Source organism: Paraburkholderia sp. J41 (assembly GCF_905220235.1).
GTDB lineage: Bacteria > Pseudomonadota > Gammaproteobacteria > Burkholderiales > Burkholderiaceae > Paraburkholderia.
The window spans coordinates 78277-99063 of the sequence record NZ_CAJMZE010000015.1; the positions used below are offsets into that span (position 1 = coordinate 78277).

Annotated in this window: 26 protein-coding genes and 3 tRNA genes; 8 read left to right on the forward strand and 21 right to left on the reverse strand. The window is 65.6% G+C overall.

Annotated features, from left to right (window positions below):
• Positions 1 to 38 precede the first annotated feature (38 nt).
• Complete coding sequence (locus U5805_RS17345) at positions 39 to 752, forward strand: DUF2939 domain-containing protein (protein ID WP_322104720.1); 714 nt, start codon at positions 39 to 41, stop codon at positions 750 to 752.
• Between the two features lie 149 nt (positions 753 to 901).
• Here the strand turns inward: U5805_RS17345 and U5805_RS17350 are convergent, their stop codons facing one another.
• Entirely contained in the window at positions 902 to 1372 is a 471-nt protein-coding gene (locus tag U5805_RS17350; RefSeq protein ID WP_322104721.1) for a universal stress protein, read from the reverse strand.
• 286 nt (positions 1373 to 1658) lie between these two features.
• Between U5805_RS17350 and nodI the strand changes: the two genes are divergently transcribed.
• Together nodI and U5805_RS17360 are read left to right on the forward strand one after the other, a co-directional pair.
• Positions 1659 to 2573, forward strand: a complete 915-nt coding sequence (gene nodI / locus U5805_RS17355) for a nodulation factor ABC transporter ATP-binding protein NodI (protein WP_322104722.1) — start codon at positions 1659 to 1661, stop codon at positions 2571 to 2573.
• A gap of 16 nt (positions 2574 to 2589) precedes the next feature.
• Positions 2590 to 3462: an ABC transporter permease gene (locus tag U5805_RS17360; RefSeq protein WP_322104723.1), complete on the forward strand. Its 873-nt coding sequence runs from the start codon at positions 2590 to 2592 to the stop codon at positions 3460 to 3462.
• A gap of 63 nt (positions 3463 to 3525) precedes the next feature.
• Here U5805_RS17360 and U5805_RS17365 read toward each other — a convergent pair whose 3' ends face one another.
• The 4 genes from U5805_RS17365 to U5805_RS17380 form a co-directional block, all read right to left on the reverse strand.
• The gene (locus U5805_RS17365; protein WP_322104724.1) at positions 3526 to 3948 is read right to left on the reverse strand and encodes a hypothetical protein; all 423 of its coding nucleotides are present in this window, start codon (positions 3946 to 3948) and stop codon (positions 3526 to 3528) included.
• Between the two features lie 408 nt (positions 3949 to 4356).
• Positions 4357 to 5418, reverse strand: coding sequence for a permease (locus U5805_RS17370; protein ID WP_322104725.1), 1062 nt, complete (start codon positions 5416 to 5418; stop codon positions 4357 to 4359).
• 313 nt (positions 5419 to 5731) lie between these two features.
• A complete protein-coding gene (locus U5805_RS17375) occupies positions 5732 to 6784 on the reverse strand; it encodes an NADP(H)-dependent aldo-keto reductase (protein ID WP_322104726.1) in 1053 nt (350 codons plus the stop codon).
• A 211-nt stretch (positions 6785 to 6995) separates the two neighbouring features.
• Entirely contained in the window at positions 6996 to 7325 is a 330-nt protein-coding gene (locus tag U5805_RS17380; protein WP_322104727.1) for an RcnB family protein, read from the reverse strand.
• Positions 7326 to 7528: 203 nt separating this feature from the next.
• Here U5805_RS17380 and U5805_RS17385 point away from each other — a divergent pair, with 203 nt between their 5' ends.
• Positions 7529 to 7771, forward strand: a complete 243-nt coding sequence (locus U5805_RS17385) for a hypothetical protein (protein ID WP_322104728.1) — start codon at positions 7529 to 7531, stop codon at positions 7769 to 7771.
• A 140-nt stretch (positions 7772 to 7911) separates the two neighbouring features.
• Here the strand turns inward: U5805_RS17385 and U5805_RS17390 are convergent, their stop codons facing one another.
• The gene (locus U5805_RS17390; RefSeq protein ID WP_322104729.1) at positions 7912 to 8178 is read right to left on the reverse strand and encodes a hypothetical protein; all 267 of its coding nucleotides are present in this window, start codon (positions 8176 to 8178) and stop codon (positions 7912 to 7914) included.
• A 410-nt stretch (positions 8179 to 8588) separates the two neighbouring features.
• Here U5805_RS17390 and dusA point away from each other — a divergent pair, with 410 nt between their 5' ends.
• Positions 8589 to 9590: a tRNA dihydrouridine(20/20a) synthase DusA gene (dusA, locus tag U5805_RS17395; RefSeq protein WP_322104730.1), complete on the forward strand. Its 1002-nt coding sequence runs from the start codon at positions 8589 to 8591 to the stop codon at positions 9588 to 9590.
• Between the two features lie 89 nt (positions 9591 to 9679).
• Positions 9680 to 9755 (forward strand) — tRNA-His (locus U5805_RS17400).
• 107 nt (positions 9756 to 9862) lie between these two features.
• Here the strand turns inward: U5805_RS17400 and U5805_RS17405 are convergent.
• The 5 genes from U5805_RS17405 to ssuD all read right to left on the reverse strand — a co-directional run bounded on the left by U5805_RS17405 (position 9863) and on the right by ssuD (position 13340).
• Complete coding sequence (locus U5805_RS17405) at positions 9863 to 10105, reverse strand: hypothetical protein (RefSeq protein WP_322104731.1); 243 nt, start codon at positions 10103 to 10105, stop codon at positions 9863 to 9865.
• A 74-nt stretch (positions 10106 to 10179) separates the two neighbouring features.
• Complete coding sequence (locus U5805_RS17410; RefSeq protein WP_322104732.1) at positions 10180 to 10395, reverse strand: TOBE domain-containing protein; 216 nt, start codon at positions 10393 to 10395, stop codon at positions 10180 to 10182.
• Positions 10396 to 10454: 59 nt separating this feature from the next.
• A complete protein-coding gene (locus U5805_RS17415) occupies positions 10455 to 11300 on the reverse strand; it encodes an ATP-binding cassette domain-containing protein (RefSeq protein WP_322104733.1) in 846 nt (281 codons plus the stop codon).
• The gene (ssuC, locus tag U5805_RS17420) at positions 11297 to 12163 is read right to left on the reverse strand and encodes an aliphatic sulfonate ABC transporter permease SsuC (protein ID WP_322104734.1); all 867 of its coding nucleotides are present in this window, start codon (positions 12161 to 12163) and stop codon (positions 11297 to 11299) included. Before ssuC ends, U5805_RS17415 begins: the two co-directional genes overlap by 4 nt.
• 19 nt (positions 12164 to 12182) lie before the next feature.
• The gene (ssuD, locus tag U5805_RS17425) at positions 12183 to 13340 is read right to left on the reverse strand and encodes an FMNH2-dependent alkanesulfonate monooxygenase (protein WP_322104735.1); all 1158 of its coding nucleotides are present in this window, start codon (positions 13338 to 13340) and stop codon (positions 12183 to 12185) included.
• 523 nt (positions 13341 to 13863) lie between these two features.
• Here ssuD and U5805_RS17430 point away from each other — a divergent pair.
• The gene (locus U5805_RS17430) at positions 13864 to 14289 is read left to right on the forward strand and encodes a hypothetical protein (protein WP_322104736.1); all 426 of its coding nucleotides are present in this window, start codon (positions 13864 to 13866) and stop codon (positions 14287 to 14289) included.
• 64 nt (positions 14290 to 14353) lie between these two features.
• Here the strand turns inward: U5805_RS17430 and U5805_RS17435 are convergent, their stop codons facing one another.
• From U5805_RS17435 to U5805_RS17450, 4 genes are all read right to left on the reverse strand, one after another.
• Positions 14354 to 15511, reverse strand: coding sequence for an enoyl-CoA hydratase/isomerase family protein (locus U5805_RS17435; RefSeq protein WP_322104737.1), 1158 nt, complete (start codon positions 15509 to 15511; stop codon positions 14354 to 14356).
• 180 nt (positions 15512 to 15691) lie between these two features.
• Positions 15692 to 15976: a DUF1488 domain-containing protein gene (locus U5805_RS17440; protein ID WP_322104738.1), complete on the reverse strand. Its 285-nt coding sequence runs from the start codon at positions 15974 to 15976 to the stop codon at positions 15692 to 15694.
• Between the two features lie 197 nt (positions 15977 to 16173).
• The gene (locus U5805_RS17445) at positions 16174 to 16512 is read right to left on the reverse strand and encodes a multidrug efflux SMR transporter (RefSeq protein WP_322104739.1); all 339 of its coding nucleotides are present in this window, start codon (positions 16510 to 16512) and stop codon (positions 16174 to 16176) included.
• 4 nt (positions 16513 to 16516) lie between these two features.
• The gene (locus U5805_RS17450) at positions 16517 to 17014 is read right to left on the reverse strand and encodes a heme-degrading domain-containing protein (protein WP_322104740.1); all 498 of its coding nucleotides are present in this window, start codon (positions 17012 to 17014) and stop codon (positions 16517 to 16519) included.
• A gap of 280 nt (positions 17015 to 17294) precedes the next feature.
• Between U5805_RS17450 and U5805_RS17455 the strand changes: the two genes are divergently transcribed.
• A tRNA-Met gene (locus U5805_RS17455) sits at positions 17295 to 17371 on the forward strand.
• A gap of 363 nt (positions 17372 to 17734) precedes the next feature.
• On the opposite strand, the gene U5805_RS17460 is transcribed toward U5805_RS17455, so the two are convergent.
• From U5805_RS17460 to U5805_RS17485, 6 genes are all read right to left on the reverse strand, one after another.
• The gene (locus tag U5805_RS17460) at positions 17735 to 18367 is read right to left on the reverse strand and encodes a hypothetical protein (protein ID WP_322104741.1); all 633 of its coding nucleotides are present in this window, start codon (positions 18365 to 18367) and stop codon (positions 17735 to 17737) included.
• 4 nt (positions 18368 to 18371) lie between these two features.
• Positions 18372 to 19361 (reverse strand): PoNi-like cognate immunity protein, encoded by a 990-nt coding sequence (locus U5805_RS17465; protein WP_322104742.1) that lies wholly within the window; start codon positions 19359 to 19361, stop codon positions 18372 to 18374.
• Positions 19354 to 19530, reverse strand: a complete 177-nt coding sequence (locus U5805_RS17470) for a hypothetical protein (RefSeq protein ID WP_322104743.1) — start codon at positions 19528 to 19530, stop codon at positions 19354 to 19356. The genes U5805_RS17465 and U5805_RS17470 overlap by 8 nt, the downstream gene beginning before the upstream one ends.
• 23 nt (positions 19531 to 19553) lie before the next feature.
• Complete coding sequence (locus U5805_RS17475) at positions 19554 to 19796, reverse strand: hypothetical protein (RefSeq protein WP_322104744.1); 243 nt, start codon at positions 19794 to 19796, stop codon at positions 19554 to 19556.
• The gene (locus tag U5805_RS17480) at positions 19783 to 20256 is read right to left on the reverse strand and encodes a hypothetical protein (protein WP_322104745.1); all 474 of its coding nucleotides are present in this window, start codon (positions 20254 to 20256) and stop codon (positions 19783 to 19785) included. Before U5805_RS17480 ends, U5805_RS17475 begins: the two co-directional genes overlap by 14 nt.
• Before the next feature lie 316 nt (positions 20257 to 20572).
• Positions 20573 to 20666: transfer RNA gene (locus U5805_RS17485), tRNA-Ser, on the reverse strand.
• Positions 20667 to 20787 lie beyond the last annotated feature (121 nt).

Here is a 20787-nt window from a genome sequence, read left to right on the forward strand (position 1 = left end):
TGGCGGTCAATCCTTGACCGAACGATCACGCCCACCTTATGACAGAGCCGCTCGCGAATACCTCAAGCTGGAAAAAGCCCCTTGCGATCACCGTCGCGGTGATTGCTACCGTTGCGGTACTCGGTTATGGCTACGCGTCGCCGTATATCGCCGTGAATCGCATGAAAGCCGCTGCCGACGCGCGCGACGCCGCCACGCTCAACGAATACGTCGATTACCCGGCGCTGCGCGTGAGTCTGAAGCAGCAAGTTGGCGCGCTGTTGCAGCAGCGCATTCACGCGCAGCACAGCAGCAATCCGCTTTTGCTGCTCGGCGCGGTGATCGGCGCGGCGTTGATCGGCCCGCTCGTGGACGCCTACGCTACGCCCGATGGTGTGGCCGCACTGCTCAACGGCATGCCGCCCACGGGCAAGCCGGGCGAACAACCCGCGGCGCCCGCGCCGCAAACCTCGGGCGCGCAGCCGGCGCCGCCTGTTCAATCAACGCAACCGGCGCCCGCAGCGCCGCCGGCCGCCGCGCCCGCACCACCCGCTCAACCTGCTCCGCCCGTGCAAACCGCCCCGGGCACGCCTGCACCGGGATCACGGCCTGTTACCGCGGCGGGCTATCGCAGCCTCAATGAGTTCGCGCTCACATGGGACCGCGGCACGACGGGCGAGCACTACGCCGCCATCCTTCAGCGCCACGGGCTTTTTTTCTGGAAGCTCGCGGCGGTCGAGCTCAATGAGGGAAGCGCGGCAAATTCGCCGTAACGGCGTTTGCCGTAAAAGCATCGCCGCAAAGCCGGTTCCGGGGCGAACCGGCTTCGCACTGGATTGAGCCGCTCAATTGGGCCGCTCAATTGGGCCGCTCAATTGCGCCGCTCAATGCGTCACTCAGAGCGGCGCCTGTCAGGGCAATCTCAAGCGGCGGCTTGCTGCTGTTTTTCCTCGGCCGCCGACGAACACGCCACAAGAATCGAACACGACACGCGATCGAGCAGCGGCGTATTGCCCGCGCCCATCCACCAGCGCGCAAGCCCGGTGCGGCAGCGATGCCCGACCACCACGAGATCGACGTTCAGTTCGATGGCGAGATTTGCGATTTCGTCGATCGGATGCCCGAATGCAAAGTGCCCCTGCGCGCGCACACCGCGCTCGGTGAGCCAATCCACGCCTTCCTGAAGAATCTCGCGCGCTGTTTCCTCGAAGCGGCCGCACGCCACATCGGTCAGCAGCCCCGCGCTTTGAGCGATGGACGAGCGCATGTCGACGACCGAGAGCAGATGCGTTTCGGCCTGCAAGTCGAGCGCAAGGTCGGCGCCGCAGCGCAGCGCCTTGCGGCCTTCGCGCGAGCCGTCGTAACAGAGCAGGATTTTCTTGTAGCTCGCCATGATCATTTCTCCCTACCCGCATGAAGTGCGGGCTGTGCGATTCTCATGATCGTGCGCCGCAATTGGCGATGCAAGGGTTGGAAAACGCCAGGTCGGCATCAAAAAACGCCAGATTTTTGCCGATGGTTTCCTGACAGGACGCACGCCGCTTGCGCCCGCGCACCGATTCGCGCCGCAACACGGCGCGCAACGCTCCCGCTGCCCGCTCGCGGCGCAGCGATGCACTAGAATGGACCGCCTCGGCTTCGCGCCCTTTCGCCCACGTCGACCTTTTCCCATTTTGTCCATGCCCGCAGCCGCCATCGAATTCGAGCAGGTCATCAAACACTACGGCGACCGCGCGGTCGTCAACGGACTGTCGTTCGAGGTCGTGCCCGGCGAATGTTTCGGTCTGCTCGGACCCAACGGCGCGGGCAAGACCACGACGCTGCGCATGCTGCTCGGCATCGTCGCGCCCGACGCGGGGCGCATCAGCCTGTGCGGCGAACCGGTGCCCGCGCGCGCCCGCCACGCGCGCGCGCGCGTGGGCGTCGTGCCGCAGTTCGACAACCTCGATCCCGACTTCACCGTGCGCGAGAACCTGCTCGTGTTCGGCCGCTACTTCGGTTTGTCGGCGCAACAAACGCGCGATCTCGTCGCGCCGCTGCTCGAATTCGCGCGGCTCGAAAGCAAGGCCGACGCGCGCGTGGGCGAGCTGTCCGGCGGCATGCGCCGGCGCCTCACGCTGGCGCGCGCGCTCGTCAACGATCCCGACGTGCTCGTGATGGACGAACCCACCACGGGTCTCGATCCGCAGGCGCGTCATCTGATCTGGGAACGCCTGCGCTCGCTGCTCGCGCGCGGCAAGACCATCCTGCTCACGACGCATTTCATGGAGGAGGCGGAGCGGCTCTGCAATCGCGTCTGCGTGATCGAGGAAGGCCGCAAGATCGCCGAGGGCACGCCCAGGACGTTGATCGAAACGGAGATCGGCTGCGACGTGATCGAGGTGTACGGCCCGGACCCGGCCGCGCTGCGCGACGAACTGGCATCGAGCGCGAAGCGCACCGAAATCAGCGGCGAAACGCTGTTCTGCTACGTCGACGACCCCGCGCCGATCCATGCGAAGCTGCGCCCTCGCTCGGACCTGCGCTATCTGCACCGGCCGGCGAATCTCGAAGATGTGTTCCTGCGGCTCACCGGCCGCGAGATGCAAGACTGAAGCGGCACGACTCCCCATGCAAACCCGCACCCACGAATCCGCCAACGCCAACGCAAACACCGGCGCCAACGCCGATGCAAACGCCAACGCCGGCCTCGCGCCCGCTCGCGAACCGCGCGCCGCGCTGCCCTCGAACGCCGCCAACTGGATCGCCGTCTGGCGGCGCAACTATCTGGTCTGGCGCAAGCTCGCGATCGCCTCGATGTTCGGCAATCTCGCCGATCCGATGATCTATCTGTTCGGCCTCGGCTTCGGGCTCGGGCTGATGGTCGGCCATGTGGACGGCGTGTCGTATATCGCGTTCCTCGCGGCGGGCACGGTGGCGTCGTCGGTGATGATGTCGGCGAGCTTCGAGGCGATGTACTCGGGGTTTTCGCGCATGCACGTTCAGCGCACGTGGGAAGCGATCATGCACACGCCGCTTTCGCTCGGCGACGTCGTGCTCGGTGAAGTGGTCTGGGCCGCCAGCAAGTCGATGCTCTCGGGCGTGGCGATCATGATCGTCGCCGCGCTGCTCGGCTATGCGAGTTTCCCGTCCATGCTGCTCGCGCTGCCCGTCATCGCGCTCGCGGGCCTCGCGTTCGCGAGCTGCGCGATGATCGTCACCGCGCTCGCGCCGTCCTACGACTTCTTCATGTTCTATCAAACGCTCGTGCTCACGCCGATGCTGCTGCTCTCGGGCGTGTTCTTCCCGATCACGCAGTTGCCCGCCGCCGCGCAGCACATCACGCTGATGTTGCCGCTCGCGCACGCGGTCGCGCTGATTCGCCCCGCGATGCTCGCGCGCCCCGTCGACCAGCCGCTTGTGCATCTGGCCGTGCTCGTGCTTTACGTGATCGTGCCGTTCGCGATCGCTTCGGTGCTGTTCCGCCGCCGCATGATGCGTTGATGCGCCCGGGCGGCATGCGCGGCTGCGGGCGGCGTTCGCGCGCCTGACCGCCAAACGCCGCGCTCAGTCTTCGTCGTCGCCCCAGGGAATCTCGACGTCCGAAATAAATGCGACCGTCGCGAACGGGCCGCCGTCCTGACGTCCCATCTTGCCGTCGGCGCGATGCCATTCCACGCGAAAGATCGTCGATTGCGTCTGCGCGAGCAGGCGCACCGTGCGAATTTCCTCGGGATCGGCTTCCTCGACGGGATCGTCGAGCGAGATCAACAGCGACTGCGGCCAGACACCGTCGGCGGGATCGTAAATGCGGTCGCCGTCGGGAATGGACGTGTGCGCCTCGACGCCGATCGTTGCCGAAGCCTCGACGATCATCTTGCCGAGCGCGCGCAGCACCGCCGTCGCGCGCGCCGAGTTGGCCTGGCGGATCGCGAGATCGCCACGCGTGAGCGCCTGCTCGAGTTTCGGATGGGTTTTTTGCTGTGCCATGCTGGTTTCGGGCTGCGGCCCGCTCCTGTGCAAACGGAAAACCGTCCGGTGGTAATGAAAACGTTGTGAGTCCGCAAACGCGTTCGGGCCGCGCGATTCGCGCCGCACCGATGTGAAGTCTAGCGGCAGCGCGCGCAAAGCGCCGTTTCATCGTCGCGTCGATGTCGCGCCGCACGCGCCACGCCGTGCCGGAATGCGCGCCGAGGCGAACCCCGAGCGCCGTTTCAGCCGCTTTCAGCCCCTTCAGCCGCATTAAGCGCCCCTTAAGCGCCAACCAGGCAAGACCAAAGCGACCTGTGCCCAGCCCCGCTCCGGCCACGGCCCTGGTCAAAAGCAAGCGGGGAAACACACCAGTAAGCGCACCATGAAACGCGCGGGAAACGGCCTAAAAATCGCCCAGAAACCGGCCTAAAAACCGAGCGCGACCGCCGCCAGCCCCGCGACGACGCCGAACAGCACCACGGTCGTGCCGACGAGCGCGAGCACGCGCGGGCGGAACGATCCGGCCAGCATCGCGAACGACGGCACGCTCACGGGCGGCAGCGTCATCAGCAGTGCGCCGGCCGGCCCCACGCCCATGCCGAGCGCGAGCATCGCCTGAATGATGGGCACTTCGCCGGCGGTCGGGATCACGAACAACATGCCGACGAAGGCGAACGCCACGATCCAGCCGATGCTGCTCGTGATTTCCGGGCCGATATGCGGAAAGAGCCACGCGCGCGCCGCGCCGAGCAGCAGCACCAGCACGATGTATTCAGGCACGAGCCGCACGGCCATGCGCGCGAAAATGCGCAGCCAGCGCACGAACACGTTGCCGCCCTCGGCCTGCTGCTGGGCGAGCTGCGCGAGACGGCTGTCGGCGGCGCGCGTTTCCTCCGGCGTGACGAGCCGGTTCGCGAACCAGCCGAGGCCGAACACCATCAGCACGCCCAGCACGAGACGCAGCGCGCTCCACTGCCAGCCGAGCACGAAGCCCATGAACACGAGCGTCGCGGGATTGAGCACCGAATTGCCGAGCCAGAACGCGATCGCGCCGCCCGCCGAAGCGTTGCGCGCGCGCAGGCCGACCACCACCGGCGCGGCGCAGCACGTACACATCATGCCGGGCACCGCGAGCAGCCCGCCGGCGGCCACGCTGCCGAAGCCGCGCCGCCCGAGCACGCGCGCGACCCACTGCACGGGCAGGAGCGCCTGCACGGCCGAACCGAGCAACAGGCCGAGCACCATCGCTTGCCAGATCGCCTTGCCGTAGGCGAGCGCATAGTCGAGCGCGGCGGCGAGCGACGGTGCGGGGGCGCTCGCGGCGCCGCCCATCAGGATCGACTTGCCGATGGAATGCGTTTGCTGGGCCGTGAACGCACGGTGATAGTACGGAAACCACTTCACGTAGAAGAGGCCGGCCACGGCCAGCAGAATGAAGATGGGCCAGCCGTACGACGGGGGCGATTGCGCGGGACGGGCAGTCGTCATGACGAAGTTTCTCCGGGGTGAAGCGGCGATTAAGTGGCGATTAAGCGGCGATTTAAGCGACGGTTAAGCGAAATTGAAAAGCAGCCGGCCGGCGCAAGCCAAGGCGCAGGCAACGGTGCCGGCACCGGCGGGCGCGCCGCACGGCGCAACACCGGCCGGCGCCAGTCTGGATCGTAGTGTAGGCCCTGCTCGCGCCTTGCGAACGGCAAACCGCTCGCCGGGCGAACCAGGCGGCGCCAATATAAAAAGCGGCGCGGTTTCAGTCAACCGCGCCGCTCGAAGCCGCATGATACCGCGCCGATGCTTACGGCGCTTACGGTGCGGGATTCGGCTGCTGCTCGTGGAGCGCGTCGATTTGCGCGAGCGCTTCGGGCGAGAGCTTCACGTCGGAGCTGCCGATGTTTTCCTTGAGCTGCGCGAGCGAGGTCGCGCCGATCAGATTGCTCGTCACGAACGGCCGGCTATTGACGAACGCGAGCGCGAACTGCGCCGGCGTCAGGCCGTGCGCCTTCGCGAGCGCGACGTAGCGCGAGGTCGCGGCCACCGCTTCGGGCTTGCTGTAGCGCTTGAAGCGCTCGAACAGCGTGATGCGCGCGCCGTCCGGGCGCGCTCCGCCCTCGTACTTGCCCGAAAGCCAGCCGAACGCGAGCGGCGAATACGCGAGCAGGCCCACGCCGTCGCGGTGCGTGAATTCCGACAAACCGCCCTCGAACGTACGGTTGAGCAGGCTATACGGATTCTGGATGCTGACGATGCGCGGCAGCCCGAGCTTTTCGGCGGCGCGCAGGAATTGCGCGACGCCCCACGGCGTTTCGTTCGACACGCCGATATGGCGCACCTTGCCCGCCTTCACGAAGTCCGCGAGGACGCTGAGCGTTTCCTCGATCGGCACCGTGTAGGCATCGTCGATATACGGGTACGCGCTTCGGCCGAACGTCATCGTGCTGCGGTCGGGCCAGTGCAACTGATACAGATCGACGTAATCGGTTTGCAGGCGCTTGAGGCTGCCGTCGATCGCCTCGGTCAGGTTCTTGCGGTCGAACTGGTTCTGCGGGCCGCGAATATGCTGCGGATTGTGCGGCTGACGCGCGGGACCGGCGATCTTGGTCGCGAGCACGATGCGCTCGCGGGCGGCGCGATGCTGCGCGAGCCACGTGCCGATATAGCGCTCGGTCAAGCCCTGCGTTTCCGGGCGCGGCGGCACGGGATACATTTCGGCGGCGTCGATCAGCGTCACGCCCTGGTCGAGGGCGTAGTCGATCTGTTCGTGCGCTTCCTGCTCCGTGTTCTGCTCGCCCCACGTCATCGTGCCGAGCCCGATCAGGCTCACCTTGACATCGGTATCGCCGAGTGTGCGGTATTCCATCGAAACGGTGTCCTTATCCATCTGTGCGGTTTGGGGAACGGCGAAACTACCACGGCGCCGGAAATTTTTCAGGAGACGCTGAATTTGCGGCGAGGCGGCAGGCGACAGAGCAGCACGGGAGTCCGGCCGCGCCCGGCGCAGCGCCGACGAAAAAGCCGGAGACGGCGCATGCCGCTCCGGCTCCGGCAAAACCTCCCACGGCACGCCGTGCCTACGGCCCGACGCGCTCGACCACCCAGCCCGAATTGCGCACCAGATAGTACTGACCGCCCGCGCCCACCCAGTGATAACCGCGCGGCGGCGGCTTGAGGTGATACTGGCGCCAGTCGTCGATCACGTATTGGCGGTCGCGGTATTCGGCGGGCAAGCGGTCGCCCTTGCGCCACGCGGGCGGCGGCATGTCGGGCGGCGGCGGACGATCGGGCGGCGGGCCGCCGCGGTAGTCGTTCGGCCCTGGGCGCGGCGGCTGTTGCGCGAACGCGGGCGGCGCGAGCATCGCCGGCAATGCCAGCGCAGCAAGAAGCACGAAGCGTTTCTTCATCCTTCATCTCCTTTAGCCTTGGACGGCAGGACGCGCCCGCGCCGCGGTTCGCCGCGAGCGGCGCGCTTCCAACGAATCATGGTAGTACAGGCGCTCGAAACGTCGCGCGGCGGCGTCTGATGGGCGGCCAAACGAACGCCGTGGCCGCGCGCCCTCGCCCAGTCATGCCAAAATCGGCGCACGACGCGTAAGGAGGCATCCGCATGGAAAACCGACGCAGCTACGAATACATGGGCTTCAACATGACCGCCGGCGTGGACGGCGACCACAACGCGGGCTTTTTCGTCTCGACGCAACAGGTGCAGAGCCTCACCGACGGCGACCACGGCAGCGTGCCCGTGGGCGGCGTCTCGGCCGGCCGCTTTCCGACGCAGGACAATGCGTTCGACGCCGCTTTCGACTGCATCCGCGAATTCATCGACAAGCGCGTGGGCGACACGCCTTGAGCAGCCGGCACTCGCGCGCCGAACTCAGCGCCCCGCCTCGCGCCGCAGAAATGCAAAACGCCGGATGTCTCGTGAACATCCGGCGTTTCCGGTTCCCGCCGCCCGGTTAGCGGCGCAACCCGGGAGCAACCCGCGACCGCTTACTGGCCGAAATACACCGACTGCGGGCCGCCTGCCTTGACGTGGCTGCCCGACTGCGAACCCGTGCTCACGCCGCCGTAAGCCGTGTTCGATTGTTCCTGGGCGCGCTCGACAGCGACGGTGTGGGCGCTTTGGCCTTGCTGCGAAGCGGGTGCGCCGACGCTCGGGCGATAAAACGGTGCCGGGCCATAGCCGCTGGCGAACGCCGGAGCGGCAACAGAAGCGGAAGCTGCGACCAGCAGCGCTGCGATCAGTTTGGTCTTCATGGTGGACTCCAATGTGAGGTTCAACTGCGGTTCGGTTTGGCGCCGCGTCCGGGAGGTCTGCCCATGTGCTGCGTCAATGGAACCTAGTGTAATCACCTACTATCGGAAAATAATCGCGATAATCCGAATTTACTATTCCGTGATCGGAAACAATCCGCTGAGCCAGAACTGGCGTGCCTGAGCGACGAACGGACCCTAAAAGCTGTCCTGAAAATATTTTCGCGGCGCAGCAAAACGGACCCCGGATTACATAACGGCGAAAGGGTCTTTCGCCCCGAATGCCCGGCTGGAAATGCTTCCAGCCTCCATTCGTCCTCAAAAGGGGCCGATGACGCGGCGCGCAAACGTCCGCGGCGCGATATCGCGATTGCAGTAAAATGCAAGGTTGTTTCCCGTACGCACGTCAAACCATGTCCGCCAACCGCCCCGCCAGTCCCCGTCGCGTGTCCGTCGCCCCGATGATGGACTGGACTGATCGTCACTGCCGCTCGCTGCATCGTTTCATCTCGAAGCACACCTGGCTTTATACGGAGATGGTGACGACGGGCGCGCTCATCCATGGCGACGTGCCGCGTCATCTCGCCTTCTCGCCCGCCGAAGCGCCGGTCGCGCTGCAACTGGGCGGCAGCGAGCCCGCCGATCTGGCGCGCGCGGCGAAGCTCGGCGAGCAATGGGGCTACGACGAGATCAATCTCAATTGCGGCTGCCCTTCGGAGCGCGTGCAGCGCGGCGCGTTCGGCGCGTGCCTGATGAAAGAGCCGGAACTCGTGGCCGATTGCGTGAAGGCGATGCGCGACGCGGTTTGCGTGCCGGTGACGGTCAAGCATCGCATCGGCGTGGATGCGGTAGAGGACTACGCATTCGTGCGCGATTTCGTCGGCACGATCGCCGACGCGGGCTGCGAGGTGTTCATCGTGCATGCGCGCAACGCCATCCTCAAAGGCCTGAGCCCGAAGGAAAACCGCGAAATTCCGCCGCTCAAGTACGAGTACGCGTACCGGCTCAAACGCGATTTTCCGCAACTCGAAATCGTCATCAACGGCGGCATCAAGACGCTCGACGAAGTCGAGCAACACCTCGAGCACGTCGATGGCGTGATGCTCGGCCGCGAGGCCTATCACAACCCCTATGTGCTCGCGGACGTCGACGCGCGCTTCTACGGCGCGACCGAAGCCGCGCCTACGCGCGAGGAAGTGGAAGCAAAGCTGATCGACTATTGCGCGAGCGAACTGGCTCGCGGCACTTATCTGGGCAACGTCATGCGTCACGCGCTGGGGCTCTATCGCGGCGTGGCCGGCGCGCGCGGCTGGCGCCGCGTGCTTTCGGACAATCGCGCGCTGGCGAAGGCCGATCTCGCGATTTTCGACACGGCACGCGAGCATCTGCGCGTTCCGGCCGATATTTTTGAATAAGGGACTAGGCAAGTCCGATGAGGCATGTATATAATCTTGCTTCTTGATTGATGCCGCTCTCGCAGCGAAGTCGGTCGAGAAAAACAGCGGTGGCTGTAGCTCAGTTGGTAGAGTCCAGGATTGTGATTCCTGTCGTCGTGGGTTCGAGTCCCATCAGCCACCCCAAGATTAAAAAAGCCCAGTCCTCGGACTGGGCTTTTTGCTTTGCGCTGTTGCTCGATGTCGCTCAATACCTCTCGCCTCGCGCGATATTCGCCGGCCCACTACCGCACTCACCCCGCCCCACCCGCGTCGATCCACGCACGCGCCGCCTCGAATCCGGCCTCGGCCGCCGCATGCTCCGTGGACCACAGCCGCTCGATATGCACGAGCTGCCAGTCGATCAGCACGGCGCCGCCCTTGAGCACGCGCCAGTGCGCCTTCACGCCGGTCAGCACCTGCTCGACCGCGACTTCGATATCGCAGTCCTTGTAGCGTGCCTCGTAGTCGCCCATGTCGATGCCCTTCGGCTCCATGATCGCCCCTGCGCTTTAACCTGACGATCCATCCTGGCACATTTCGGGGCGACGCGCGCAACAGCGCGGCTGCGTCAAAGACGCGCGATCGACACCTCGGTCGACTTGACCAGCGCCACCACCTCGGAACCCACCTTCAGCTCGAGTTCGTCAATCGAGCGCGTCGTGATCACCGAAGTGACGATACCGAACGACGTGTCGACGTCGACTTCCGAGACCACGGGGCCGCGAATGATCTCCTTGATCTTGCCGCGAAACTGGTTGCGCACGTTGATAGCGGTAATGCCCATGAGTTCGGCTCCGTGAGTCGATTAACAGTTAGTTATCCAGACGATCTGCGCGACGCGGCTCAAGCCGCCACGCCATGACCGAGCACGCGTTGCAGCACGCGCTCCTCGAGTTCGGCGAAACGCGCATCGACGCGCGCACGCGGCCGCGCGAGCGGCACCGCCTGATCGAGCGCGATACGCCCCGCTTCCACGAGCAGAATGCGATCGCCCAGCGCCACCGCTTCGTGTACGTCGTGCGTGACGAGCAGCGCCGTGAAGCGATGCTCGCGCCACAAACGTTCGATGAGCGCATGCATTTCGATGCGCGTGAGCGCGTCGAGCGCGCCGAGCGGCTCATCGAGCAGCAGCAGGCTCGGCCGGTGCACGAGCGCGCGAGCGAGCGCCACGCGCTGACGCTGGCCGCCCGAAAGCTGCGCGGGCCAATCGTCGGCGCGCGCGAGCAGGCCCACTTCGTCGAGCACCGCGCGCGCATCGTCACGCGCGCCGCGCCCGAGTCCGAGCATCACGTTTTGCAGCACGGTTTTCCACGGCAGCAAACGCGCGTCCTGAAACATGATGCGCGTTTCGAGCGTCGTACCGCCCACGCCGCGCCGAACGACCGCGCCCGCGTCAGGCGTTTCCAGACCCGCGATCAGGCGCAGGAGCGTGGACTTGCCGCAGCCGCTGCGCCCGACGATCGACACGAAACTGCCGCGCTCGATCGCCAGATCGAAGTCGCTCAGCACCGGCCGCTCGCCGAAACGCTTGCCCACGCCGCGCAGCTCCACCGCCGCGTCGCCCGCGCCTTCGTGCGTGCGCAGCGCGGCGCTTTCGCGCACGCCGCCGTCGCCGCGTTCACGGACGACCGCGCGCCCAAATCCGTTCAGATCCGCGCCATAACCCGGCGCCAATTGGCTCGCGCTCATGCGTCGCCCTCCTGTTGATACGCGGGATGCCAGCGCAGCGCGGCACGTTCGAGCCGCTTCGCGAGCCAGTCGGCGAGCTTGCCGAGCGCGGCATAGAGCAAAATGCCGACCACCACCACATCGGTTTGCAGAAACTCGCGCGCGTTCATCGTCATATAGCCGATGCCCGATTGCGCGGAGATCGTTTCGGCGACGATCAACGTCACCCACATCAGCCCGAGCGCGAAGCGCACGCCGACCAGAATCGACGGCAACGCGCCCGGCAGGATCACTTCGCGATAGAGCGCAAACCCCTTGAGCCCATAGCTGCGCGCCATTTCCACGAGATTGGCGTCCACCGAGCGAATGCCGTGGAACGTGTTCACGTAGACGGGAAAAAACACACCGAGCGCGACGAGGAACACCTTCGCTTCCTCGCCGATGCCGAACCACAGGATCACGAGCGGAATCATCGCCAGCGCGGGAATGTTGCGCACCATCTGCACGGTCGAATCGAGCGCGGTTTCGACCGGCTTGAAAAGCCCCGTGCCGAGTCCGAGCGCAAGGCCGATCGAGCCGCCGATCGCGAAGCCGGAGAGCGCGCGCCATGTGCTCACGCGCACGTCCTGCCACATTTCGCCCGATTCGATCAGCGACCACGCGGCGCGCAGCACGGCAACCGGTTCGGGCAACACGCGCGTGGATATCACGCCGAGCCGCGCGCCGATCTCCCACAGCGCGAGAATCGCAAGCGGCACGAGCCAGGGCGCGAGACGCGCGAAGCCCCTGCGCGCGAACGCACGGAGCGCTCGCGCGGCGCCTGGCGCGCGGGCGTCACGGGCCGCGCCGCGCGCGCCGGCGGTCGGGAGTGCGGATTGAGTCATCGTTGCATCCTCCAGCGTCTCAGCTCTGGCTCACCTTCGGCAAATAATGATTGCCGACCACTTCGCCGAATGGTCCCGAAAGCGGGCCGCTCGCGTTCTTCGCCTGACGCCCCGGCAGCAGCGGGAACACGAGTTCGGCGAATCGGTAGGATTCCTCAAGATGCGGATAGCCCGAGAGAATGAACGTTTCGATGCCGAGCGACGCATATTCTTGCATCAGCGCCGCGACCTGCTGCGGATTGCCGACGAGCGCCGTGCCCGCGCCGCCGCGCACGAGGCCCACGCCCGCCCACAGGTGCGGATACACCTCCAGATCCTGGCGCGTACCGAGCTTGCCGCCGTGCAACGCAGCCATGCGGCGCTGTCCTTCCGAATCCATCTTGCCGAACGCGGCCTGGGCGCGCGCAACGGTGGCGTCGTCGAGCCGGCTGATGAGCTGGTCGGCGGCGGCCCACGCTTCCTCCTCGGTCTCGCGCACGATCACATGCAGGCGAATGCCGAAGCGGATCGTACGGCCGCGCTCGCCGGCGCGCGCGCGAATGTCGGCAATCTTCTTCGCCACGGCTTCGGGCGGCTCGCCCCAGGTGAGATAGGTGTCGATATGCTCGCCCGCCATCGCGTGCGCGGCCGGCGACGAGCCGCCGAACCACAGCGGCGGGTGCGGCTGCTGCACCGGCGGATAAAGCGCTTTTCCGCCGACCGAGCGCAGATGCTTGCCTTCGAAGTCGATCGCCTCGTTGGCGTGCGAAGCCGCGAGCAGCTTGCGCCAGATATGCAGGAATTCGTCGGTGATCTCGTAGCGCGTGTCGTGATCGACGAACACGCCGTCGCCTTCGAGTTCGGTCGTGTCGCCGCCCGTCACGACGTTGATGAGCAACCGTCCGTTCGAGAGCCGGTCGAAGGTCGCGGCCATGCGCGCGGACAAGGCCGGCGACGAAAGGCCGGGGCGAATCGCCACGAGAAACTTCAGGCGCCGCGTCGCGGCAATCAGGCTCGACGCCACGACCCATGCGTCCTCGCACGACCGGCCCGTGGGCAGCAAGACGCCCTCGTAGCCGAGCGTATCGGCGGCGACGGCGATCTGCTGGAAGTACGCGAGGTCAGCGGCGCGCGCGCCCTCGGTGGTGCCCAGATAACGGCTGTCGCCGTGAGTCGGTATGAACCAGAACACATTCATGCGTTGCTCCTGCGTGCGAATTGAAACGACTGAGACGAAACGGAAGCGGACCGAAAGCGCGAATCCCGCGCGGATCGGCAAAAACAAGGCGTATTCGCGCCCGAGGCGGCCCTGAGGCCCCTAGGCCCCGCGCCGTCCGTGGCAAGTAAAAAGGAAATTGACGGCGAGCGAGTCGCCCGTCGAACTCGCGCCGCGCGGATCGCACGCCACCCGCGCGCCACCCGCGCGGAAATCGACGCGGAAATCGGCGAACCCGGCCTGAAGCGGGCACAAAAACGGGCGCAGAAGCAACCCGCTCGCGCCGTCTGCATGGGGAATCAGTCTAGGGACGGCACTCGGCCTTTAGAACGATTTTTTTGAGCTTAGGTTTTCCACTTTCGTGCTTTGCCCGACGCTTTAGCATACGAAACGCCTTGACGCGCCGCGCGCCGGCGACGCCGCCGCCGATATAATGGCGCACACATCGACAATGGCTGCGGCGCGCCGTGCCGTTCAGCGCCAACGTCTCGCACTCTCGCTCTACATGCAAAAGATCATTTTGCCGTTCGTCTCCGGCTTTCTCGCGTCGCTGTTCTTTCGCGAGGCGACGCTCGCGCTCCTCCACGCCGCGCAGGTCATCGACGCGGCTGGGTTTTCGACCGATCCCTTCGTGCCGCTCGGGTTGCCCGAGTTTCTCGTGAACGCCATCTGGAGCGCGCCGTGGGCCGTGCTGATGGCATGGCTGCTGCGCGTCTCGCCGGGGCGTCCGGCGCCGTGGGTGCAGGCGTTCGTGTTCGGCGGCATCGTGCTCACGGCCGCGACGGTGTTCGTCATCGACCCGTTGCGCGGCATCTGGCCGAGCGGCAACATGCTGCCGCGCCTCGCCATGGGCTTCGCATCGAACGCACTGTGGGGCTGGGGCGCGCTCGTATTCATGCGCGCCTTCATGAGCGAAACGGACGAAGACTGAGCCGCGGCCGCTCTCCCGCGCCCGGCGGCCCGCGTCGGCGGCGCGGCCTCCTTCGACCGGGCCGTCAGCCGATCAGCCCGCGCAGCGGATGCTCCGTCGCGCTCCACGGGCTCGCGAACATCGCCTCGACGTCCTCGCGGCGCACGTCCTCGATGCGCGCGATGCGCCAATGCGGGCGATTGTCCTTGTCGATGATGCGCGCGCGGATGCCTTCCATCACGTCACCGGTCGCGAAGCTCGAACGCGTGAGATCGAGATCGCGGCGCAGGCAGTCGGAAATCGTGCCTTCCGCGCGCGACACCACCTCGAGCGAAACGGCCATCGACAAAGGCGAACGCTCGCGCAACACGCCCACGGCCTGCCCGGCCCATTCGGCTTCGGCGCCCTGCCCCGCGCGCTGCGCCGCTTCGAGCGACGCGAGGATCGCGCTCACGTCGTCGAGCGAAAAATGCCGGTCGATCCATGCCCGCGCCCCGGCGAGCGCCGACGCGTCGGCGTGGCGCTGCGTTTCGTCGGCGGGACGCGCAGCCGCGCGAATGCGCTCCACGATCTGCTCACCCGACGCGAATGGCTCGCGCTCCAGCGCGGCGAACAGATCGGGCCACGCGGCCTCGTCGAGCGACACATCGGCGAGACCTGCGTAAAGCGCGCCCGCCGCATCGACGGTCTCGCCCGTCACCGCGAGATAGCGGCCCAGCGCGCCTTGCGTGCGCGCGAGATACCAGCCCATGCCCACGTCCGGGAACAGGCCGATGCGCGTTTCGGGCATTGCCATGCGTGCGCTCGCGCCCACGATGCGCAGCCCGCCCGTGCGATACGCGCCCTGCGAGATGCCCATGCCGCCGCCCATCACGACGCCGTTGAGAAACGCGATATACGGCTTCGGATACGTGGCGATGGCGTGATTGAGCCGATATTCGTCGGTGAAAAACGTATCGAGCGCGGCCTGATCGCCCGCGCGCGACGACTCGTAGAGAAAGCGGATGTCGCCGCCCGCGCAAAACGCGCGCGCGTGACGCGTGCGCACGATCACGGCGAGCACGGCTGCGTCGTTGCGCCAACGTTCGAGCGCCGCGCGCATCGTGCGCACCATCGCCGTGGTGAGCGCGTTGAGCGCTTGCGGGCGTTCGAGTTCGAGATAGCCGATGCCGTTGACGACCCGCACGAGCACATGCGTGTCGGAATCGGCATCGGCGGCGGGCAGTTGAGGTTCGTTCGACATGGCGTGCGCGACGTGCCGCGATGAGTCACCGAAGCTCACGAGGCTATCACGACGCTGCGCGCGGCGTCGCCGATGCGGGCAGCCTCTGGCAGCGAAATACTGGCGGATCAAGCGCCGCAATGAAGCGCCGCGCAAACGCGCCCGCGGCAAAAACGACGCCGCAAGCGCATCGCCACGTGCCTACGAAGCGAGACGGCCGGGCGGGAAATGTCCGCTCTTGAGCAGCACCGGCGAGCCGTTGCTCAGTTCGAGATGGGCGCGCGCGACGGCTTCGATGCGCGCGCGGCCGGCATCGAACGCCTGCATCCACGCGTCGCGCGTTGCGGGCGCCGCGCCGAAATGGTCTTCGAGCGCCTCGACGGAAATCGCGCACGGCACGCGCGCGCCGTCGACCAGGGCGGGAAACACCACGGTCAGGTTGGTGTCGCGATAGAGCGGCGCATCTGCGGGAAAGCGGATAATCATGTGCAGCCCCGTTGGCAAATTCAGCAGAATGAAAGGCTCACCGGCGGACGGCGGGAGTGCCTGACTATGTTACGCGCGCCGCATGCCGGACGACACGAACGTGCGCGCGCGAAGTGCCGAGCGCAGGCGCGAGACGATGGCGGCGGCCGCCCTCCGCAGCTTGCCGCCGGACTGCCGGCGCGCCGCGCGAAACGCTTTCAATGCGCCTGCATCTTCGAAAACAGATTGAGCACCAGCACGCCGGCCACGATCAATCCCAGCCCGCACACGGCGGCGAGATCGGGCACCTGTTTGTAGAGCACCATGGCGACCAGCGTGATGAGCACGATGCCCACGCCCGACCAGACCGCATAGACGATGCCGACCGGCAGGCTGCGCAGCGTGAGCGCGAGCCCGTAGAACGCGACGCCGTAGCCCGCCACGACGATGGCCGAGGGCACGAGGCGCGTGAAACCGTCCGAAGCGCGCAGCGCGGAAGTCGCGATCACTTCGGCGACGATCGAAACGGCAAGCCACGTCCAGGGGGAAAGCCGCATGGCGTCAGGCCTTCGCAAGCGCGAGCTGGCCGTAGTCGGCATCGAGCTGCGCGCAGAGCGCCTCCACGACGAGTTCATGATCCGCGCGCTGCGGCATGCCCGAAACCGTAACCGAGCCGATCACGCCCGCCCCCGCCACCGTCAGCGGAAACGAGCCGCCATGCGGCGCGTAATCGTTGATCGGCAAACCGTGCTTTTCGTCGAGCGAACTGCCCGTATGTTGCAGACGCAGGCCGATCGCATAGGAACTGCGGCGGAAATGCTCGACGACGCGCGACTTGCGGCGCACCCAGTCGGCATTGTCGGGCGTGGCGCCGTCGAGCGCGCAGAAAAACAATTGCTGGCCGCAGGTGCGAATGTCGATGGCAATGGGCAGCGAGCGAGCGCGCGCGAGTTCATGCAGGTGCGAGCCGAGTTGCCACGCGCGATCGGCATCGAAACGGGGAAATACGAGCGCATGTTCCTGCGCGGCAATGGATTGCAGATCGAGAGTGATATCCATGGATAAACGGGGGCGCTGGGCGCGGATTGATGCGGATGGCAGGATGAGCGCGCCTGCGTGCGGACGGCGGCGCGTTGAACGGAGGATTCTATCCTGGCGATTTTTTGCGGCTGGGATGCGTGCGCGGCTTGCTTCCGCTCGTGATTGCTCGCGCTCGCTCGCAGACGCGATCAAGGCGACTGCTGCCCGAGTGCGCCCGGGTGCAATCGTTCGGAAAGCCGAACGTCATTTGGTTGTTGCGTTTCCGCGTGATGTGTCCTATAATCTTTTCTTCGACGGACGCGGGGTGGAGCAGTCTGGCAGCTCGTCGGGCTCATAACCCGAAGGTCACAGGTTCAAATCCTGTCCCCGCAACCAATAAAATCAAAGGGTTACAACGCTTTCGCGTGTAACCCTTTTGTATTTCTGGTGTGCGTGTAACCACCATGTAACCGCCAGCGCTCAATCGGGGCGAGCTTCGCGGCGGAGCCGGACCTCCAGAGTACCCGCCAGCTTCCCCTTACGGCATGCCATACCGGGCGAGCGCATCGCGGATAATGTTGCAGCCGCAACAGCGCGGGACAATACACATTGATTTGCGTGAAGCGCGCCGCCCGATGATGGAAGCGCGGGCGGCGCATGTGTACGGCCCGGAAGCCTGAGAAAAATCGCGCCGGGCCAGCGTGAGTCAGTCGAGCATGGCATGGAATGCTCATTCGTCTCAGTGCAGTCCTGCACAGCCTAAAGCCCGGGCGGGGCAACAACGTGCCACTGCCCAAACTCCGGGTCGAACAGTCCTATGCCGTCGCACTTCGATGCGTCGGCAACGACCGCAACCGGCGCACTGCGAAGCGCCTGACCGACCGCCTTGCTCATACGCGCCCCGCTCCATTCGTGGATCGCCCGGTGTGTCTCGCGCCAGGCAAACAGGCCCGCCTGTTCGTGCAAGTGGTCGATCATCTCCACGGTCGCCGGATCGACTTCGAACCACGGCGGATCGTTGGCCCATATATGAATCGTCTGACCGTACCGGCCCAGCGCGCCGCCTAGGCGCAGCAGAATACGCCCCGCATACGTCGGCCATCCGGCATGGATGCACGCCACCAACCCCCGCCCATCCGCATCACGAAAGAGACTGCCGTCCAGTTGGGCGGCAGGCATGACGTGATACGCCTGGCCCAACTGCGCGAGGCGCGCGGCCTCGATCAGCGCGTCGAGCGGCGACAGAAAGCAGAGGACTGCACGGCCTTCATCCGCGCTTTCCGTCGCGATGCGCAATGCTCCCGGCGCGGGTTCGTGGGCCAGCACCCAAGCTGGCGGCGAAACGAAAAACGGCACCGCGTCCGGGTGCCGGAATTTGCCCTCTAGACTCATGCGCTCACGCTTCGCGGGTCGGGCCGCCATCCTCACGACTCATCACGATCCACGTCACCGGGCCTTCCTGGCGGTCGCGGCCAATGCCCTCGGGGAACACGTCGCCCTCCTTGAACATGCGCTCCTGGACGAAGGCGCCCGGAGATTCGAGCACACCCCAGCGTCCTGTGTACGGGCAGCGCTCGCCGGTCTTGCGCGAGATATGCGGCTTCGGCACTTCGCCCTGCGGGGCCTTTGCCTGTTCGCGCGCGAAGTCCACCAGGTCTTTCGGATAGAAACGCTTGTCGCGGTAGCCGCTGTCGTCAATGCTCCACAGCAGCGTCACCAGACCGGCCTCGAACGCCCAATAGCCGAAAAAGCCCGCTTCGAGACGCTTGTGACGGTCATACCAGTAGCAATTCTTCATGCCGCCGTACCATCGCTTCAGGTAATCGGCCATCGTCTTTTGCTGCGCCTCGCCCTGCGTCTCCGTTGCACGTAACAGGTCGCCGTAGGGCTTTTCGCGGATCAGCGAGTCACCGGGCAGCGATACGCCGAATTGACCGAACAGGCGGCTCACCAGCACGTCCTGGCCGTCCTCCGGATCGGTGCTAATCCACGTCGCAATAGTCGGCACCCATTCCTTCGGACCGAGCAGCACCGCCAGCGACAGCAGCCACATCACGTATTGATAGGCGTCCGGCTCCCATAGCTTAAGTTTCGCATCGGGAAATGCAGCATAGTGGCGCTGAAACTGAGTAAATGCTCGCGTGGCGCAAGGTACGAGACTACTCACAGGGTCCCCACCAGAGTAACGCTGGATCAACAATTCCAACGTTTTAAATGTCCGACGCCAACTGTTTCGCTTGCGGCGCGCGTTATCGATAGATTGGTCCTCAAGCATCGCGGTAATTTCGGGATCAACCAAATCTTGCTCTTTAAAGCGCACCGATTGCTCGTAGTACAGTTCCTCTAATAGCGGCTCACGTCGCCTCTTTTCAAACGATTCACTCATTTGTAATTCCTTCACTATTCGCAAATTCTTTGACGGGTAGGCCCGCCGCCAGAATGTCGGGCGTGCTCGCGTGCTGGTAGATTTTCGTGCGCGTGGTCGTCGCCAGCCGTCCGACGTGCGACTTGAGCAGGAATTCGTGCGTCACCTCGTCGTGCGACGTTTGAAGCACCGAGATACGCTCGATGATGCCGCTTATCTTCCGGTGGTTCCATCCTCCTGCGTGATGGAAAACGTGCCGTCCTGATTGAGAAAGTCGGCGCGCGCGAGTTGCTGCGGATGCGTCGCCACGATCAGCACTACGCTTGCCTCGCTCATCTTTTCGGTGGCCGTGAACGACACCACCGAGAGCGCGGTGGCGGCGGGCGTTCCTCGCACGTCGAGGCGGTACGCCTGCCTGCCAGTGAGCAGGTTTGAAACCGGATCAATTTCCGCCATTCTGATGCGTCTCCTTAATCGGTCGAATTCTCATGCTGGCATCCTTGCCGAAAATCCATTCGCTGTACTTGCGGCTTGCGACCGCGCCGCGCACGACCGGATTCGCCGCGATCATCGCGCCGCGCTTCACCGGGTCCACATAACGCGGGTCCGCAATTTTCAGCGCGTCGGGGTTGCCCTTCGCCGCTGGCGGGCTGGCGGGCCGCTTCGCCTGCGCCTTCGTTGCGGCCTTCGCCGTTTGCCGGGTCGCCATACGCGCGCCTTCATCGGCGCGCTGGCGGACACGCTGAATCTGTTCGCGGCGCGCTTCGTTTTGCTCGACAAGTCGCGCAGCGTGCGCCAGTTCGGCTTCGCTCCAGAGTTCATTGCTCATAGCGTCCCCGTATGCGTGCGACGCTCCAGCGCCTCCCAGAGCGAGCCGCGCGCATGTTCCTCGACCCATTGGCGATGCGCGCGCCATTCCTCCGGCGTCATGCAGGCTTCGCAGCGCGCCAACTCCGCAGCAATGAGACGTTCAAAGCGCGCGAGAAGCGCCCCGGCCTTGCGGCGCGTTGCTGCGCTCATCTTCGGCGCGGCTGGCGGCTTGCTCGCCGCGTCATTTGTATGGACACAACGCGCGGGCTGGCGGCGTGATGCAGCGCCAGGCGACTGGCGAGCCATCGGGCGGAATCGCTCGCCCAGCCGTGAAACACTGCTCGCTGATGGGCTATTTGATGGGCCGGAAAAAAGAAAAACCCCGTAAGTCCTTGAACTTACGGGGTTTCCACCGCCATTACTGGCGGAGACGGAGGGATTCGAACCCTCGATCCAGGTTTTGGCCCAGATGCTCCCTTAGCAGGGGAGTGCCTTCGACCTCTCGGCCACGTCTCCCGAAAACTTCGTTCGCGCCAGGGAGGCAGCGCAACGAAGCCAAGATAATAGCGGGTTCAGCCGCCACGGTCAATTCATACGACGCTTTTTTGCAGATTTTTTTCTGCAACTGCACAACTCG